General features: G+C 56.6%; 15 protein-coding genes. 10 read left to right on the forward strand and 5 right to left on the reverse strand.

From position 1 onward, the window contains the following. Positions 1–226: 226 nt before the first annotated feature. On the reverse strand, positions 227–616 hold the full coding sequence (locus IEI95_RS08195; protein ID WP_420481787.1) for a WGR domain-containing protein: 390 nt from the start codon (positions 614–616) through the stop codon (positions 227–229). Between the two features lie 226 nt (positions 617–842). On the opposite strand from IEI95_RS08195, the gene IEI95_RS08200 reads away from it, so the two are divergent. Both IEI95_RS08200 and IEI95_RS08205 read left to right on the forward strand, forming a co-directional pair. Continuing rightward, on the forward strand, positions 843–1,052 hold the full coding sequence (locus tag IEI95_RS08200) for a hypothetical protein (protein WP_070165788.1): 210 nt from the start codon (positions 843–845) through the stop codon (positions 1,050–1,052). Continuing rightward, a complete protein-coding gene (locus IEI95_RS08205; protein WP_071207362.1) occupies positions 1,033–1,272 on the forward strand; it encodes a hypothetical protein in 240 nt (79 codons plus the stop codon). Before IEI95_RS08200 ends, IEI95_RS08205 begins: the two co-directional genes overlap by 20 nt. A 62-nt stretch (positions 1,273–1,334) precedes the next feature. On the opposite strand, the gene traG is transcribed toward IEI95_RS08205, so the two are convergent. The 3 genes from traG to IEI95_RS08220 are packed head-to-tail and all read right to left on the reverse strand — an operon-like array spanning position 1,335 to position 3,745. Next, on the reverse strand, positions 1,335–3,302 hold the full coding sequence (gene traG, locus IEI95_RS08210; RefSeq protein ID WP_194416237.1) for a Ti-type conjugative transfer system protein TraG: 1,968 nt from the start codon (positions 3,300–3,302) through the stop codon (positions 1,335–1,337). Beyond that, positions 3,289–3,504 (reverse strand): type IV conjugative transfer system coupling protein TraD, encoded by a 216-nt coding sequence (traD, locus tag IEI95_RS08215; RefSeq protein ID WP_194416287.1) that lies wholly within the window; start codon positions 3,502–3,504, stop codon positions 3,289–3,291. The genes traG and traD overlap by 14 nt, the downstream gene beginning before the upstream one ends. 4 nt (positions 3,505–3,508) lie before the next feature. Then, positions 3,509–3,745, reverse strand: coding sequence for a TraC family protein (locus IEI95_RS08220; protein WP_194416238.1), 237 nt, complete (start codon positions 3,743–3,745; stop codon positions 3,509–3,511). A gap of 255 nt (positions 3,746–4,000) precedes the next feature. On the opposite strand from IEI95_RS08220, the gene traA reads away from it, so the two are divergent. From traA to IEI95_RS08260, 8 genes are all read left to right on the forward strand, one after another. Continuing rightward, positions 4,001–7,303 (forward strand): Ti-type conjugative transfer relaxase TraA, encoded by a 3,303-nt coding sequence (traA, locus tag IEI95_RS08225; RefSeq protein WP_194416286.1) that lies wholly within the window; start codon positions 4,001–4,003, stop codon positions 7,301–7,303. Next, positions 7,300–7,830: a conjugative transfer signal peptidase TraF gene (gene traF, locus IEI95_RS08230; protein WP_070165799.1), complete on the forward strand. Its 531-nt coding sequence runs from the start codon at positions 7,300–7,302 to the stop codon at positions 7,828–7,830. The genes traA and traF overlap by 4 nt, the downstream gene beginning before the upstream one ends. Beyond that, the gene (locus IEI95_RS08235; RefSeq protein WP_141747298.1) at positions 7,820–8,986 is read left to right on the forward strand and encodes a conjugal transfer protein TraB; all 1,167 of its coding nucleotides are present in this window, start codon (positions 7,820–7,822) and stop codon (positions 8,984–8,986) included. Before traF ends, IEI95_RS08235 begins: the two co-directional genes overlap by 11 nt. An 11-nt stretch (positions 8,987–8,997) precedes the next feature. Further along, entirely contained in the window at positions 8,998–9,630 is a 633-nt protein-coding gene (locus IEI95_RS08240) for a TraH family protein (RefSeq protein WP_070165801.1), read from the forward strand. Positions 9,631–9,669: 39 nt separating this feature from the next. Beyond that, the gene (locus IEI95_RS08245; protein WP_081344105.1) at positions 9,670–10,410 is read left to right on the forward strand and encodes a helix-turn-helix transcriptional regulator; all 741 of its coding nucleotides are present in this window, start codon (positions 9,670–9,672) and stop codon (positions 10,408–10,410) included. 224 nt (positions 10,411–10,634) lie between these two features. Then, positions 10,635–11,714 carry a class I SAM-dependent methyltransferase gene (locus IEI95_RS08250; RefSeq protein WP_070165803.1) on the forward strand — a complete coding sequence of 360 codons (1,080 nt, stop codon included), beginning with the start codon at positions 10,635–10,637 and terminating at the stop codon, positions 11,712–11,714. Continuing rightward, entirely contained in the window at positions 11,711–13,123 is a 1,413-nt protein-coding gene (locus IEI95_RS08255; protein ID WP_070165805.1) for a hypothetical protein, read from the forward strand. Before IEI95_RS08250 ends, IEI95_RS08255 begins: the two co-directional genes overlap by 4 nt. A gap of 121 nt (positions 13,124–13,244) precedes the next feature. Next, a complete protein-coding gene (locus tag IEI95_RS08260) occupies positions 13,245–13,787 on the forward strand; it encodes a GNAT family N-acetyltransferase (RefSeq protein WP_070165807.1) in 543 nt (180 codons plus the stop codon). Positions 13,788–13,867: 80 nt separating this feature from the next. Here IEI95_RS08260 and fic read toward each other — a convergent pair whose 3' ends face one another. Continuing rightward, positions 13,868–14,968 (reverse strand): protein adenylyltransferase Fic, encoded by a 1,101-nt coding sequence (gene fic, locus IEI95_RS08265; protein WP_070166153.1) that lies wholly within the window; start codon positions 14,966–14,968, stop codon positions 13,868–13,870. Between the last annotated feature and the right edge of the window lie 128 nt (positions 14,969–15,096).

The following is a 15,096-nucleotide window of genomic DNA, read 5'->3' on the forward strand; positions in this document are numbered from 1 at the left end:
TGTCTGGTTGTGCTTTCGCAGCAATTCGCTTTAAACAGTCGCTTTTTGTTGAGCAACAGGCCAAAACCCAAGCATCCTGACCCATCAGTGCCATCAAAAGCTGCACACCCCTGCCGGAGTAAGTTCGAGGATCAATGAGCATGATCTTCGAAATCAATCATCTGCGTTCATCGCAACGAATATGATTTCATTCTCATTTATTGCGCGCCGCTACAATAAGGGGCAGCTATTCAGTGCGATTGACCTCGGAATAACCCCGTCGTTTCTTTGTGCGCTCCAGGTGGGAAACGGCCAAATCCGCGTCTTCCTGGCGATCGAAGGTTTCAATCATCGTCTGGCCGCCTGAGCCGATCCGGCCCCAGTTGCGAATAACTGATGCGCCACCAAACAGTGTTGGCTGGATTGCAAGCAAGTAGAAGCGTCGCATGTTCTGCGTCGTGTCAATGCGGTGAAGATGAACCAGGTCTTTCGCGTCTTTTTCCATGACCGCATTGTTGTTTCCTCTTGGAGCTGCGTCCAACGACTTTTCTGAATCGATACGGCTTGATTGATTCAAAGCCTTTATGAACCGCCGCTGTTGGACAATACCGAAATGGGCCAGGTGGTTTTGTCCCATTCGGGTTGCAGCGCGATCCCGCTGACAAATTCGCAATGACGGCCAATGTGCTCTTTTGCGGGCGCAAGATCATCCGTCGAAGATGGCACCAAACGCGCGGTGTCCCGGAATCTCTTGATAAGATGCACGGTCGAAGATGCCATGAGGATCTTCGATATGTCGTGTTGAGGCTTGACGTTCTCTATCGATGATGAGAACATAAAGTGAACATTGATCGGAGGCGACCATGAACACAGCCGACATTGCAATTCAAAACGCCAGGCAGGAAATATCCAAGATACGAGCCGCCCGTGAGGTCCACATGGCTCAACGCTTGGAAATGCAACGCAAGGCAGAGGCCATGATACGTCGTCCTCCGACATATATGGTAAGGAAATACGGCGGCCAGCAACTCACTCTCAACATCGGGGCGGGCCATGCAAACAAAGCCAATTGAACCCCAGGTTCATGATGAGGCGGCTCATCTCATCGCTTGGCACGATGGAGACGCGACGGCTGCCATCCGGACTTTGCTCAAAGATTGTCGCCATCTTCATGAACAGTTGCGGCTGGCGGCGGTTGCAATGGGCTGCGGATATACAAGAGGCTGGATGCCAACAGCCGAGCCGAAACACCTCGACGTCGAAGCGGCCTCGACTGGTTGCAAAGAAACGTAGCCGCGCCCAATGTGAACAAAACGGATAGGTATAGATCGCCCTGTTGACAGGAGCGTACCACGTCAGTCTTCATCCGACTTCGTAACTTTGGGTACGGCAATGGACGTTGTTGCCGTATGGGGGTGGTGGAACCTATTCTCTCCAACGCAGGCTTTCATGTCTTCGCGTCGAAACCAGATGGCGCGCCCGCAGCGTAGCGGTGCATTGCCAGCAGTAAAGACGATTTGCTCGTCGCTGCGCATGCGCAGAACCTCATGCGGCAGGATCAACGGCCGGCGGCTGAGCTGCTTTGATCGCGACCGTGACGATCCCTTCATTCCGGAGGAGCGATTGGTTTGGTCGACCTCAACCGTGGTGTCGCCACATCGCTTCGAGATGTAGTCTGCAGTATCAGGATCATTGATCGCCGCAAATGATATCCACGACGCGGATTCGAACCATTTGGACGTCGCGTCCCGACCCCCATAAGCCTCGCGCATCTGGCCCAGCGACTGGAAGATCAGCGTCAGCGTGATGCCGTATTTACGACCTGCATCGCGGGCAGTTTCAAGGATGCGCAGGTATCCGAGACGAGCCACTTCATCGAGCAGGAAGAGCGTGCGCCCATTCACATCACCATTGCGATTGTAAATGGCGTTGAGCAGCGAGCCGATGACGACACGCGCCAGGCCGGGATGCGCTTCCAGCACCTTCATATCAAGTGCGATGAAGATGTCCGTTCCGCCCTCGGAGAGATCGTCGGTTGAGAAACTATCGCCCGACACAAGACCGGCATAGTTCGGATAGGACAGCCAGTGTGTCTCCTTCACCGCGTTCGCGTAGACACCGGAAAACGTTTCCGGCGTCATGTTGACGAAGACAGCGACGTTCTCCTTGACGAAGTCGGATTCCGATTGCTCATAGATCTCGGTCAACCGTCCCCGCAGCTTGGGCTCTGGTTCGGAGAGATTGGCCCGGACACGGCGCAGTGTCTGGTTCTTCTCGTCCGTGTGACCGGACAGACAAACGTCGGCGATGAGTGCGGTCAGAAGCTGCATGGCCGAGGCGCGAAAGAAATCGTCGCGGGCGGATGCTGTGCGTGCATTGTCGGTCATGATCCAGGTGGCGACGGCGACGATATCTTCTTCCTTCGTATTGCCGTGACGACCGATCCAGTCGAGCGCGTTGAAGCCCACTCCCTGCAGGGTGGGATCCAGCACAATCACCTTCCGCCCAGCCTTGCGTCTGTGATCGACGACTATCGGTGCGACCTCGCTGGACGGATCAAGCACAACCAGTCCACCACCCCATTTGAGCGCGGTCGGGATTGTTACCGACGTCGTCTTGAAGCCACCGGAGCCGGCAAAAACGATACCGTGCGAGGAGCCGAACGAGCCATCGAAGCAGAGCAGCGGTGACTTGCCTCCGGCACCCCAGCTCTGCGGGTCATCGGCTCGAAAAGGCATAGTAGCCACGCTGTCCTTGTCGACTCGATATCGCTCGCCAATGACGATGCCGCCGGGTTCTGGAAAGAGCTTTGCCGCCTCCTGCAACTTCATCCAGTCGGCTTCCCCATGCACTGCCCGCTTTCCGCCGACCCGCTTAGGTCCGGTTTGAGCAAAAGCGGCGTTGCCCTTGATCGCGACGCGCAGCGCAAACATTGCACTGACAAAGGCGACGCCTGCACCGACCATTGTCGCTGGATCGGCATAGGTGAGAACCGATTGTCCTGCCGGTACGCTGCTCGCGATGCCGGTCAGGCGGATCGTCTCGGGTATGATCGCGATAACGATCGCCGCGCCGTTTCCGGCAAGGACGCTCAGACCCGCCGTCTTGATGTTGGCTGATCCATTTGCCGCGAACAACGCAACGACACCAGTTGCGGCGACCGCGATGTAGGGGAGGGCAAGGCCTGTTCGTCCCAGCATCAGCTTTGCCTGGGCGGATGAGCCGAACTCCGCCAGCCGATGTTCCATTCCGGATGTCATGACCAACGCGGCAAGCATGATTGCCGCTGGCAAGACGAACAGCAAAAGCCTATTCACCGTCATTGCCAAACGCCTCCACGCCGATGGACGTCAGGCGCGATCGCTCCGCCTCATTGCCCTTGATCCTTTTGCTCGCATCGATCAGAACACCGAGCAGCAGCGCCCGCTGTTCATAGCGCAAGCCCGCTTTCACGATCAGGCCACCGAGCTCGATCTTTTCGCGCGTGTCCTTTTTGCGCGCCTCGGTCGTCATTCCCTTTGCCATCCGATCAAGCCTCACCAGGCCCGCCCGCATCCGCGCCAGACGCGAGCGACGGGCGTGCGTCGCGATCTGGCTTTTCACCACGCCCATTCTCTTTTCCGGTCGTCGGTCCTTTGCCTCCGTGAAACCGCCCGGCAATTTCCTCAAAGGCAGCTTGAAGCTCTGCCTCGCGTGTTTCAGCCGCTCTCAGCTGGTCCTGTAATCTGGCGATTTCTTCCCTGATCTTCGATGACGGCTTCTTCATTCCGGTTGCTCTCCTTGGCGTCGTGGCGTTGCACTTGCGACGCCAAGTCTCCCCCGGATGCTCGAAAAATGGAATCTGCAGATCTGCAGATCGCCAAGGGCGATGCTTTCGTGAATGATCCCGCCGTTCCGAAGGAATGGCTCCAAGGGCGCAATTATACGTCGCTGGCGCGACGAGTTGCTGGCGGCCCTGGCGGGGCCGTCGTGGGGTCGTCGCCCCCGACGAACGAAATTCGAACCGGGAGTGCTTTTAGCTGTGGCCATCGCCCATTTCTCAGCCAGCATCATCAGCCGTGGCGACGGCCGCAGTGCCGTGCTGTCTGCGGCCTACCGGCATTGCGCGAAAATGGACTATGAGCGCGAGGCCCGCACCATTGATTATACCCGTAAACATGGCCTCTTGCATGAGGAGTTCGTCCTCCCCGTAGATGCCCCGAAATGGGTCCGCTCCCTTATTGCTGATCGCTCTGTATCGGGAGCGGTCGAGGCCTTCTGGAACAAGGTCGAGGCCTTCGAGAAGCGCTCCGATGCGCAGCTCGCGCGGGACCTGACCATCGCACTTCCGCTGGAGCTCACCCCGGAGCAGAATATCGCGCTGGTACGCGACTTCGTGGAAAAGCACATCCTTGCCAAGGGCATGGTGGCCGACTGGGTTTACCACGATAATCCCGGCAATCCGCACATCCATTTGATGACCACATTGCGCCCGCTCACCGAAAATGGGTTTGGGGCAAAGAAGGTCGCGGTCACAGGTGAGGATGGCCAGCCGGTCCGTACAAAATCCGGCAAGATCCTCTACGAACTCTGGGCTGGTTCGACGGAAGATTTCAATGTCCTGCGCGATGGATGGTTCGAACGCCAGAACCATCACTTGGCGCTCAGTGGTATAGATCTTCGTGTCGATGGCCGCTCCTACGAGAAGCAGGGCATAGACCTGGAGCCGACCATCCATCTCGGCGTCGGCGCAAAAGCGGTCGAGCGCAAGGCCGAAAGCCATGGCGTGCGTCCGCAGCTCGAGCGGATCGAGCTGAATGAGCAGCGTCGAAGCGAGAACACCCGTCGAATTCTGCGACGCCCAGAGATCGTCCTCGACCTGATCACTCGGGAGAAGAGCGTCTTTGATGAGCGAGATGTCGCCAAGGTGCTGCATCGCTATATCGACGATCCCGGCATGTTTCAGCAGTTGATGGCGCGCATCATCCAGAGCCCGGATGTGCTCCGGTTGCAGCGCGATACGATCGACTTCACTACTGGCGACAACGTGACGGCCCGCTACACCACCCGGGGGATGATCACGCTGGAGGCAACGATGGCGCGGCAGGCCATTTGGTTGTCAAACCGAGAGGGTCGTGCCGTCTCTGGCACTGTGCTGGATGCGACGTTTAGGCGGCATGAGCGTCTGTCGGACGAGCAACGCACTGCAATTGAACACATTGCCGGTCCGGCCCGGATCGCTGCCGTGGTTGGCCGTGCGGGCGCTGGCAAGACCACGATGATGAAGGCAGCGCGGGAGGCTGGGGAACTGGCCGGATATCGTGTGGTCGGCGGGGCACTGGCTGGCAAAGCGGCTGAGGGTCTGGAGAAGGAGGCTGGCATTCAGAGCCGCACGCTTGCGTCCTGGGAGCTGCGTTGGGGCCGAGGCCGTGATGTACTTGACGACAGATGCGTGTTCGTGATGGATGAGGCTGGCATGGTCGCCTCAAGGCAGATGGCGGGCTTTGTCGATGCCGTGGTCAAGGCAGGGGCAAAGATCGTGCTGGTCGGCGATCCAGAGCAGCTTCAGCCGATCGAGGCGGGGGCCGCCTTTCGGGCCATCGTCGACCGCGTCGGATACGCCGAGCTGGAGACGATCTATCGCCAGCGCGAAGACTGGATGCGGCATGCCTCGCTTGATTTCGCGCGTGGCAATGTCGCTCGGGCGCTGTCTGCCTACCAGAGCGAAGGCAAGGTGCTTGGGTCGACGCTGAAAGCCGAAGCCGCCGACCATCTGATTTCCGACTGGTACCGTGATTACGACCCTGCGAAGTCCACGTTAATCCTCGCTCACCTGCGCCGTGACGTGGGCATGTTAAACGGCATGGCGCGTGACAAGCTGGTCGAAAGCGGCTTCATCGGTGAAGGCCATGCCTTTAGAACTGCCGACGGCATCCGCCATTTTGACGTAGGTGATCAGATCGTCTTTCTGAAGAACGAAGGATCGCTCGGCGTCAAGAATGGCATGATCGGTCATGTCATCGAAGCGGCGCCGAACCGGATCGTCGCTGTCGTTGGAGAAGGCGATCAGCGCCGCCAGGTGACGGTCGAACAGCGCTTCTACAGCAATATCGATCATGGCTACGCGACAACGATCCACAAAAGCCAGGGAGCGACCGTCGACCGGGTGAAGGTGCTGGCTTCGCTGTCGCTCGATCGTCATCTGACCTATGTGGCGATGACCCGCCACCGCGAGGATTTGCAGCTTTATTACGGGACGCGATCCTTTGCCTTCAATGGTGGTCTCGCCAAGGTTCTTTCTCGCAAAAACGCCAAGGAAACCACACTCGATTACGAGCGTGGAAACCTCTATCGCGAGGCACTGCGGTATGCAGAAAACCGTGGTCTCAACATCGTCCAGGTAGCGCGTACGCTGCTGCGCGACCAACTCGACTGGACACTACGCCAAAAAACCAGACTTGCCGATCTTGCTCAGAGGCTTCGTGCAATCGGTGAGCGCTTTGGCCTCCAACAATCCCCGAAAACCCAAGCGATGAAGGAGACAGCACCTATGGTCGCAGGCATCAAGACATTTTCCAGTTCCGTCGCCGATACGGCGGAGCAAAAGCTCGACACTGATCCAGCGCTCAAGAAACAATGGGAAGAGGTCTCGACCCGCTTTGTTTACGTCTATGCCGATCCCGAGACTGCCTTCCGGGCGATGAACTTCGATGCAGCGCTGGCCGATAAAGATAGCGCCCGCCAAGTGCTTCAAAAGCTTGAAGCAGAGCCGGCATTCATCGGACCATTGAAGGGTAAGACCGGCATTGTCGCCAGTAAGGCCGACCGCGAGGACCGTCGCGTCGCAGAACTGAACGTCCCCGCCCTGAAGCGCGATCTTGAGCACTATCTGATGATGCGCGAGACTGCCGTGCAGCGGCTACAGGCTGACGAGCAGGTATTGCGCCAGCGCATATCGATCGACATTCCAGCGTTGTCGCAGGCGGCACATGTGGTGCTGGAGCGCGTGCGCGATGCGATTGACCGTAACGATCTGCCAGCGGCCATGGCGTATGCGCTCAGCAATCATGAAACCAAGCTGGAAATCGACGGGTTCAACCAGGCCGTCACCCAGCGATTTGGGGAACGCACGCTGCTGACAAATGCCGCGCGCGAACCGTCCGGCAAGATTTTCGACACGCTCTCAAACGGAATGGAGCCAGAGCAGAAAGAGCGTCTGAAGGAAGCCTGGCCGGTGATGCGCACAGCCCAACAGCTTAGCGCTCATGAGCGTACCGTGCAGTCGTTGAAGCAATCCGAAGACCTGCGTCTCATCCAGCGCCAGAACCCGGTGCTGAAGCAATGAGGCGGCGGCAGCTACTCTTGTCTCTGGCGGGTGTCGGCGTGGTCATCTCCAGTCTTGTCGCGACCGGGTGGATTGGCGGCTATCGACTGAACCTGACGCCAAGCGAGCCACTCGGGCTGTGGCGCATCCAGGCGCTTTACCGCGACGTCGCGGTCGGAGATCTCGTGTTCGTCTGCCCGCCGGCTACAGCCACATTCGAAGAGGCATGGCAGCGCGGCTATCTCCGGCGCGGACTGTGTGCCAGCGGCTTTGCACCGCTCATCAAGACTGTTGCAGCACTCCCCGGCCAGCACGTCGTCATTGGCGAAACGATCGAAGTCGATGGCGTGCCGCTCGGCGCATCCCGCCTCCGAAAAAGTGATGGGCAACGGCGGGCGATCGTCCCGTATTCCGGTGGTGTCGTGCCGCGGGGGTACCTGTTTCTCCACTCATCCCTTGAGAGCTCCTATGACTCACGATATTTTGGACCGATCCCCGATAGCGGGCTCCTCGGGCTTGCCAAGCCGATCCTCACGTTTGATCCCTGACAGCTGGCGCGGACCGGTCCTGGTCGGGCTGTCGATCATGGTGGGGACGGTCGGCTGGAGCGGAAACATCATGACCTTGCCGGTCGGGATGCTGTTCCCGCTACTCTGGGGGCAATCGCCGTCACGTTTGGTCGCTGCTGCCGTCTCAGCTGGTTACTTCCTCGCCGCTTCCCGCGGCTTGCCCCAGGGCGTCGCCAATTTCTACGCCGCTGATCTTTGGCCCGGCCTGCTACTTTGGGCGGTTGCCTCGCTTGCTTTCGTCGTCGTGCATGCCGTCCTATGGGCAAGGCAAACGGAAAGGGTACGGGCGGTACGTTATGTGGTGGCCATGGTGCTGATGGCTCTGCCGCCATTTGGGATCATTGGCTGGGCGCATCCATTGACCGCGGCCGGCATCCTGTTTCCAGGATGGGGATGGTTTGGTCTCTGCGCAACCGCGATCCTGTTGGTCGTCATGACCGGTCGAAGGTGGAAAATCGGGGTCGCTGCCCTGGTGGGACTGTACGCCTGGTCCGCCACGAACTGGACGCAGCTCAAGGTACCAGACAGATGGAAAGGGGTCGATCTCGCGCTCGGGCAAAAACTCGGTCGTGACAACTCGCTCACCTACCAACGCAGTCTGATCGTAACCGCACGTGCGATGGCGGGCGAGAAGGCTCGTTTCGTCGTTTTGCCGGAGAGTGCGCTCGGCTTTTGGACGCCGACCGTAGCACGTCTCTGGCAGGATGGCTTGCAGGAATCCGGCGTCACCGTGATCGCCGGTGCAGCGGTCATCGATGCGACCGGTTATGACAACGTCATGGTGGCTATCTCTGCCAGCGACGCCCGTGTTCTCTATCGAGAGCGGATGCCGGTCCCGGTCTCCATGTGGCAGCCGTGGCTCGATTGGACAGGGCAGGGTGGAGGCGCACGCGCTGACCTTTTACGAAATCCGACCGTCGATATCGACGGCCAGAAGATCGCTCCGCTGATCTGTTACGAACAACTCATCCTCTGGCCGGTTCTGCAATCGATGCTGCATTCGCCTGATATCATCGTCGCCACAGGCAACGGATGGTGGACTGACGGCACCTCGATCGTTGCCATCCAGAAAGCAGGCGTGACTGCCTGGGGCAGGCTGTTCGGCGTGCCCGTCATCATGGCATTCAACACATAGGAGATTTCCCGATGGTCGATGCTGCCCTTATCCAGCAATGCGCCGATCCTGCTCTAAAACCCGCAATCGTCGAGCAGTTCATCGAACGGGCAGGGTCCCAGGATCCACTCTTTATTACGGTTCGCTCTGGGAGCCGAGCCATTCTGGCACCTAAGCCCGCGACACCGGATGATGCCCTGACGCTGATCCGTAACAACCTCGGCCGCAACACCGTGCGCGTTGGGCTAACTCAATATCCCGCCGGCCTCGGCATCCTGGAGGCCGGGCAACTGAAGCCCGACCTCGTCGATGCATGTACGAACATCAGCATGGGCACGGCGCTGTTTGCCAAGGTCTACCGGATCGTCACCAAATGGTATGGCAATCCAACCAACAACGATGTGCTGCCGCAGGTACTCGACGATGCCATCATGGCTTGGGAGACGGGGTATTTCGAGGGGGTGGCGGTGTTTCGGGCACCCGATCCCAAAGACATAAAATTGCTAGAGCCAATCCAAAATTGGCCGCCGGAGCAGGCGACGGATGATGTCAATCATCAACGCCAGGGTCATGAACAATCGCAAATGTCAGACGCCGATGCCGAAAACGACCCCAATAGAGCAGAAATCCGCGTCGACCTTTCCGGAATTGGTCGTTCCAGATGATCCAGCATCTGTGCTGATTTCAATCAGAGGAGGAAATCAATGGAACTTAAGCAACAGATGCTTTTGCTTTCTTCGTTGAAGACTGTGCGAAGGGCTGGCAGCGTCAATGACTTGAACGCAGCTATTTCTGAGGTGCGTGATCGGTACGGTTTCGCCCATTTGGTGTTTTTGCTGGTGAAGCCCGCAAACCACCCAAACATCGAGCCTCTGTTTTGTGCAACATATCCAGAGGAATGGACTTCTCTTTATCTTCGGAACAATTACCTGGAGAGTGACCCCGTCATTCAATTCTCACAGAAAGGCTTCCTTCCCTACGATTGGTCCGGCATCGAACGGACCTCTGAAACAGCGCGTGCGTTTTTCAAGGAGGCGAACGCGTTCGGTGTTGGTGTCAATGGATTGACAGTCCCCATCAGAGGTCCCGGTGGTGAGCGCAGTCTTTTTTCAGCGACTTCGAATCTTCTGGGAAGAGAATGGCGCGCATTACGGACATCGAGCAAAAACGATCTTCTGGTCCTTTCCCATTTCTTTCACGAGAAAGTTCTCACGGTGTCGAGGTTACGAAAAACGAACGCATACCGCACGCTGTCCAAACGTGAGCAACAGTGCCTCCAACTGCTGGCCAGCGGCATCGTGCCCAAGCGCATTGCATCGCAGTTGCAGCTCTCGGAGAGTGCTGTCCGCCTTTATCTCAGATCAGGTCGAGGCAAACTCAATGCTCGGACAATGTATCAGGCGATCGCCAGAGCAAGCTTTCTGGAAATAATCCAGACGCGATAGTCTGAGCAGACTTTTCACTGTCGTTCAATTTCGTCGTCCCGGAAATGCTGCGTTGTCCGTCAATCTATCGAAATCGATAGATTGCGCTGAGCCCTATTGTTGCGGACCTTGATCGCTCTGAATTGCCCCCTAGAGCCACGCAATTGGCGAGGTGGTCATGCATCGAATTCGGCAACCGAATTGCTGTTGGCCCCTGCATTTGGCTCAGTATCAAGGAGCATGCAATGGCTGACAGCCTGACCATAGAGGCGTGGAAAAAAGCGCCGCGTCTCAACGCATTTGCGTCCTTTTTCGAAAGAACGGCGAGTGGCAAGGGAGGGTCACCCGGTCTGGGTGTACCAGAGCCTGCGATGAATCTGCTGTGTTACGATCTGGATTGTATGACATTCTGGGACACTCATCGGCGGTTATGGGGTCATTTCGACAGTCATTATTTTGCGAGCATCCCGTATAGATTGGAGGAAGAGTGCCGCCTTGCCGTTGCGATTCTGTCGTTTGGCCACAAGGCATGGGCGCGCAGTGGGCGTGCTGCGACAGTTTACACATTGGGTGCTGGTGCTGGCACCCTTGCCAGAGCGCTGGCAAGGCTTGGGGACGGACGCCTGAAAACGCTCAATTGCAGCCCGACGAACGGTAATCGTGTTTGCTTTTTTGCCAAGCGAGGAAGCGATGATGCCAGCTTCTATCATGGTCCATTCTTTGAGCTGGATGATGAGCGCTATGCGTCGGATGAGGCTCTTCGTCCCTTCCGGGATGGATATGATATCCTGCTCGAGGACACGACGTTTCAGATGTATGGGCGCGACAGAGAAAATCAAACCGCCTTTATCGCACCAAGGCTTCGCGAAGGCGGGGTGTTGGTACAGGTGCAGAAGCTTAAGAACCCAAAACCAGACGTCTATCTTGCGCGTGAGATTCAAAAGGATGAGATCTTCAAATCGAAGTTTTTTTCTACCGCGCAGATTATCGAAAAGCAGCGCGATGTGCTTGAGACGATGGTAGATTTTCAGGTCGATCTCGAAACCTCGGGATCTGCTCTCCAATCATACTTTCGGTACAGCGTTGTCACCTGGAACAGTGGGAATTTCTACACGATTGTCTCATCCAATTCCTTGGGCTCGATCCGCGATTTTTGCGCGTCGATGCTAAGGCCGGCGATACCAGAAGAGTTTTGCTATGAGCCGCTACCACGCATCATCATCAATGATGAAAAAGATCCCATCCGGGCAGACTGGACCTGGCGCACACCGCATTCAATTCGTGGCGAGGCCACAACGGGAACGTCCTCAGGTGTAAGTGAATGACACAGGAAGAAAAGCCATCCCACGTCAATTGCGATCACGCGACGCTGGATGAGGTCATGCGGGCATTAACGTTTCTGATGCCCGATCTTACGCGATTCTGGGCGCTTCCGCTTAAACACTACGCATACACTGTTTATGATACAGTCATCAGAGGCGACGGTTCCGTGCGCAAGGATGCCATGGTGCGGCTACAAAGATGTATTGTGCGGGCTGCGTTGAGGTCTGGAGCAAGCGATGAGGATGTAGAGCGTGTCAGCCACCAAATAGCACAATCGCCCATTATACAAACCGGACCTCACTGTCATTTGCTGGTCGAGCCTGATGCATTCTACACACATCTGTTCAGCGCGCTTGGCCTCGCAGCCCATGGTCTCCGATGGCACATATGGTACAGCGCCTCGACGGTGAAGTTTATTGAGCGCGCGAAAAAAGGTCCCGGATGGCTTTCGCTCAATGGAAATGCGGTGAATGTCTTCGGGTTGCCCCGCAGGCGTATGGATTCTTACAGCATTTGCGGACAAAATGGACCGTATCGGTTCGAATTGGCAGCACAGAAAGGCGATGAAGCCACCAATGCTCTGGCTTCGCAATTGAAGGCAATCTTGCCTGATCGCGCATTTCCATCTGCCGCAGAGGCAATCAAGACCGCCAATCAGATCCTCTGGCGGAGCTCATTTCCTCCGTCAATACGACTGTTGCAAGTTGATGATCTCGACGTTGCCGATCTGGTCGCCGACCATCTCGAAGACAGCGGATCATGGCTTTCGGCTCGTTTGAATGAGCATGACCCTTTCGCAAATAATATAATGCGGACGATGGATCATCTGAATGCGGGGGCATGGGCAGGATGGGTCCGCCCAACGACTGATTTCTTCTGGGGGCTACAGGATGGGCGGATATTCCCTCTGCATCTGGAACGAGGTGTCTGTTCAGGTGGGCCTTCGTCCACGTTTAAGGTCCGTTTTGAGCCTGAACACCTTGCGGCCGCGCTGCGCGAGCGCAAACTGGTGCCGAATCTTCTGACAACCTTTTTGATCACCTCAATCCTCCCCGGCACCCGTGTGCTCGGCGGCTGTCGTCAGACTGTATATTACCCTCTTATGCGGTATCTGGTCGCGACGGCACTCCAATTCTCAGGTGATTGGCAACTCCTCGACACAATGCGTGCCGACAAGTGCTTGGGCGTATGGGGGCACCGCGTTTTGCGCCCAACCGTAGGCGATCCCTTGCTTGAAATCGAAAAACATGGATCAGTGATGCAGATTGCGGCCCAATACAGTGCTCGCACGCTTAAGGATTGCGCTGGAGACATGGCGAGTTTCACCAAGGATCCGATTTGGGCGCAGATGTCAGCGCATATCCGGGATCAGGCCGTCAACCTGCAGTCTGCGGAGTGGCAATGGGTATAGGTTGCGCGCAAAGGCGAATTGTTGCCGATTGAGAAGGTTACGAAAATGTCTCCGACGGGTGGGTATCCCAATGGCCGGAAATGTCTTCGGGAGAGGCTCATTGAATATTAGGAGGCCGGTCATGGAAGCCAAAACGCTGCTAATCCGATGCATTTCCCACGAAGACATTGCCGTTTTTCGACGTATTCGTCTGGAAGCTCTTGCATGCGAGCCTGCATCTTTTGCCAGCCGGTTTGAAGATTGGGAAAAGCTCTCAGATGACGATTGGCACCAAAGATTACAGGATCACATCTTTATCGCATTCAGCGATGATGAACCGGTTGGCATTATGGGGCTGTCGCGACTTCGTCCAAAAAAGATGGCGCATCGCGCTACCCTTGTGATGGTATATATTCGAAAGCGCTTTCGTGGCACTGGTCTTTCCAGAAAACTCCTTGGTGCAGTTATCGATTTTGCCAAAGCCAAGGGAATTTTACAGATTGAGCTCGGCGCAAGTGCTGACAACCTGGAGGCGTTGCGCTTTTACCGGCGCAATGGATTCACAGACATCGGCCTCAATCCGCGTGGGTTTCTCGATGAGGGCAGGGCTGTCGATGAAGTGCGCATGGCGCGTCTGTTCAATGAATATCCCAGTCATTGCCAGAGCGGTTCCTTGAGCAGGTGATGCGATGGTGCGACATGTGGCATCGTAGATGTCGATAAAGCGGAATTTTATCGACATGTTGTAGGGGCCAAGAGGTTCTACTATTCGGACCGAGCCGATGTCCGGTCGCGCAGAAGGGCGAGCAATGCCGGATTGATGTAAAGGTTCTCTCGTCCCGCCTTCACTTCTTTGAGCAGGCCGTTGTCAGCGAGCGCTTTCAGGTAGACGGATGCCGCCTGACGCTTGGCAATGCCAGCATCTACGACGTCGCTGATCCGGCAATAAGGATTGACAAAGATCACTTCAGCCAGTTCACGCGTGTAGATTTTCGGGAGATCACGACGGATGCGTTCAGCTGTTTGGTCAAGCAAATCGCGAATGGCTCGAATCCGTGATGTTGACCAATCGGCTGTGTCACGGACAGCTTCTAGCATGTAGAGGATCCAGTCTTCCCAGGCCCCCTTGGTGGTGACTGCCAGAAGTCGCTCATAGTAGTCGCGCTTGTTGCCTATGATGTATCGACTTAGGTAGAGCACAGGGATATCCAGCAGGCCTTTATCAACGAGGTAGAGAAGGTTTAGCACGCGCCCAGTACGGCCGTTGCCGTCTATGAAAGGATGTATGGCCTCAAATTGGTAGTGCATCACGGCAAGTCGGATCAACGGATCTATATCTTCTGCTTCGTGAATGTATCGCTCCCAGTTGGCCAGCTTGTTTCGTAGCAGGTCCTGTCCTTCCGGCGGGGTGTAGATCACCGTACCTGTCGCCTCATTCATCAGTGCCGTGCCGGGTGTCGAGCGGATATCCAGATCAACGCCCTTGATCCTGCGGCAGACAGCGACCGCAGTGGACGTCGATACCGGGCGCTCTTTGAGCGATTGAAATCCTTCATTGAGGGCTGTCCGATACCGCAGTGCCTCCTTCGTTGCAGGATCGGCCTGGTCTCCAGTTTCGTTGGCGAAGCGGAACAGTCGATCAGTCGTGGTGACGATATTCTCTATTTCCGAACTCGCCTGAGCCTCAAGCAACGGGATCGAGTTGATAAGGACGGACTGATTGGGGATGAGTTGTCCTGATATGCGGAGTTCGGCAAGTGACGCCCTCGCCGCAATGCAGGCTTTGAGGACTGCCTTCGTTTCGACGTCGTCTTTCGGGGGCAGCGCAGGGAGATCATTATAGGGGAACTCCGGGCGAAATATCATGTCGATCAATCCTGGTTTTATCGACATGTGGCATCGCACATGTCGTCAGCATCGACATATCAGAAAATCGTGTCGATCAAATTGGTTTTTAACGACATATTGTGGCGGGTACAAGGGGTGCCACAAAT

The sequence above is a fragment of the Agrobacterium vitis genome, from assembly GCF_014926405.1.
GTDB classification, from domain to species: Bacteria; Pseudomonadota; Alphaproteobacteria; order Rhizobiales; family Rhizobiaceae; genus Allorhizobium; species Allorhizobium vitis_H.

Coding starts and splice junctions, on each gene's coding strand:
- IEI95_RS08195 (WP_420481787.1), bottom strand. CDS start 616: ATGGGACAAAACCACCTGGCCCATTTCGGTATTGTCCAACAGCGGCGG.
- IEI95_RS08200 (WP_070165788.1), top strand. CDS start 843: ATGAACACAGCCGACATTGCAATTCAAAACGCCAGGCAGGAAATATCC.
- IEI95_RS08205 (WP_071207362.1), top strand. CDS start 1,033: ATGCAAACAAAGCCAATTGAACCCCAGGTTCATGATGAGGCGGCTCAT.
- traG (WP_194416237.1), bottom strand. CDS start 3,302: ATGACGGTGAATAGGCTTTTGCTGTTCGTCTTGCCAGCGGCAATCATG.
- traD (WP_194416287.1), bottom strand. CDS start 3,504: ATGGCAAAGGGAATGACGACCGAGGCGCGCAAAAAGGACACGCGCGAA.
- IEI95_RS08220 (WP_194416238.1), bottom strand. CDS start 3,745: ATGAAGAAGCCGTCATCGAAGATCAGGGAAGAAATCGCCAGATTACAG.
- traF (WP_070165799.1), top strand. CDS start 7,300: ATGAGGCGGCGGCAGCTACTCTTGTCTCTGGCGGGTGTCGGCGTGGTC.
- IEI95_RS08240 (WP_070165801.1), top strand. CDS start 8,998: ATGGTCGATGCTGCCCTTATCCAGCAATGCGCCGATCCTGCTCTAAAA.
- IEI95_RS08245 (WP_081344105.1), top strand. CDS start 9,670: ATGGAACTTAAGCAACAGATGCTTTTGCTTTCTTCGTTGAAGACTGTG.
- IEI95_RS08250 (WP_070165803.1), top strand. CDS start 10,635: ATGGCTGACAGCCTGACCATAGAGGCGTGGAAAAAAGCGCCGCGTCTC.
- IEI95_RS08255 (WP_070165805.1), top strand. CDS start 11,711: ATGACACAGGAAGAAAAGCCATCCCACGTCAATTGCGATCACGCGACG.
- IEI95_RS08260 (WP_070165807.1), top strand. CDS start 13,245: ATGGAAGCCAAAACGCTGCTAATCCGATGCATTTCCCACGAAGACATT.
- fic (WP_070166153.1), bottom strand. CDS start 14,968: ATGATATTTCGCCCGGAGTTCCCCTATAATGATCTCCCTGCGCTGCCC.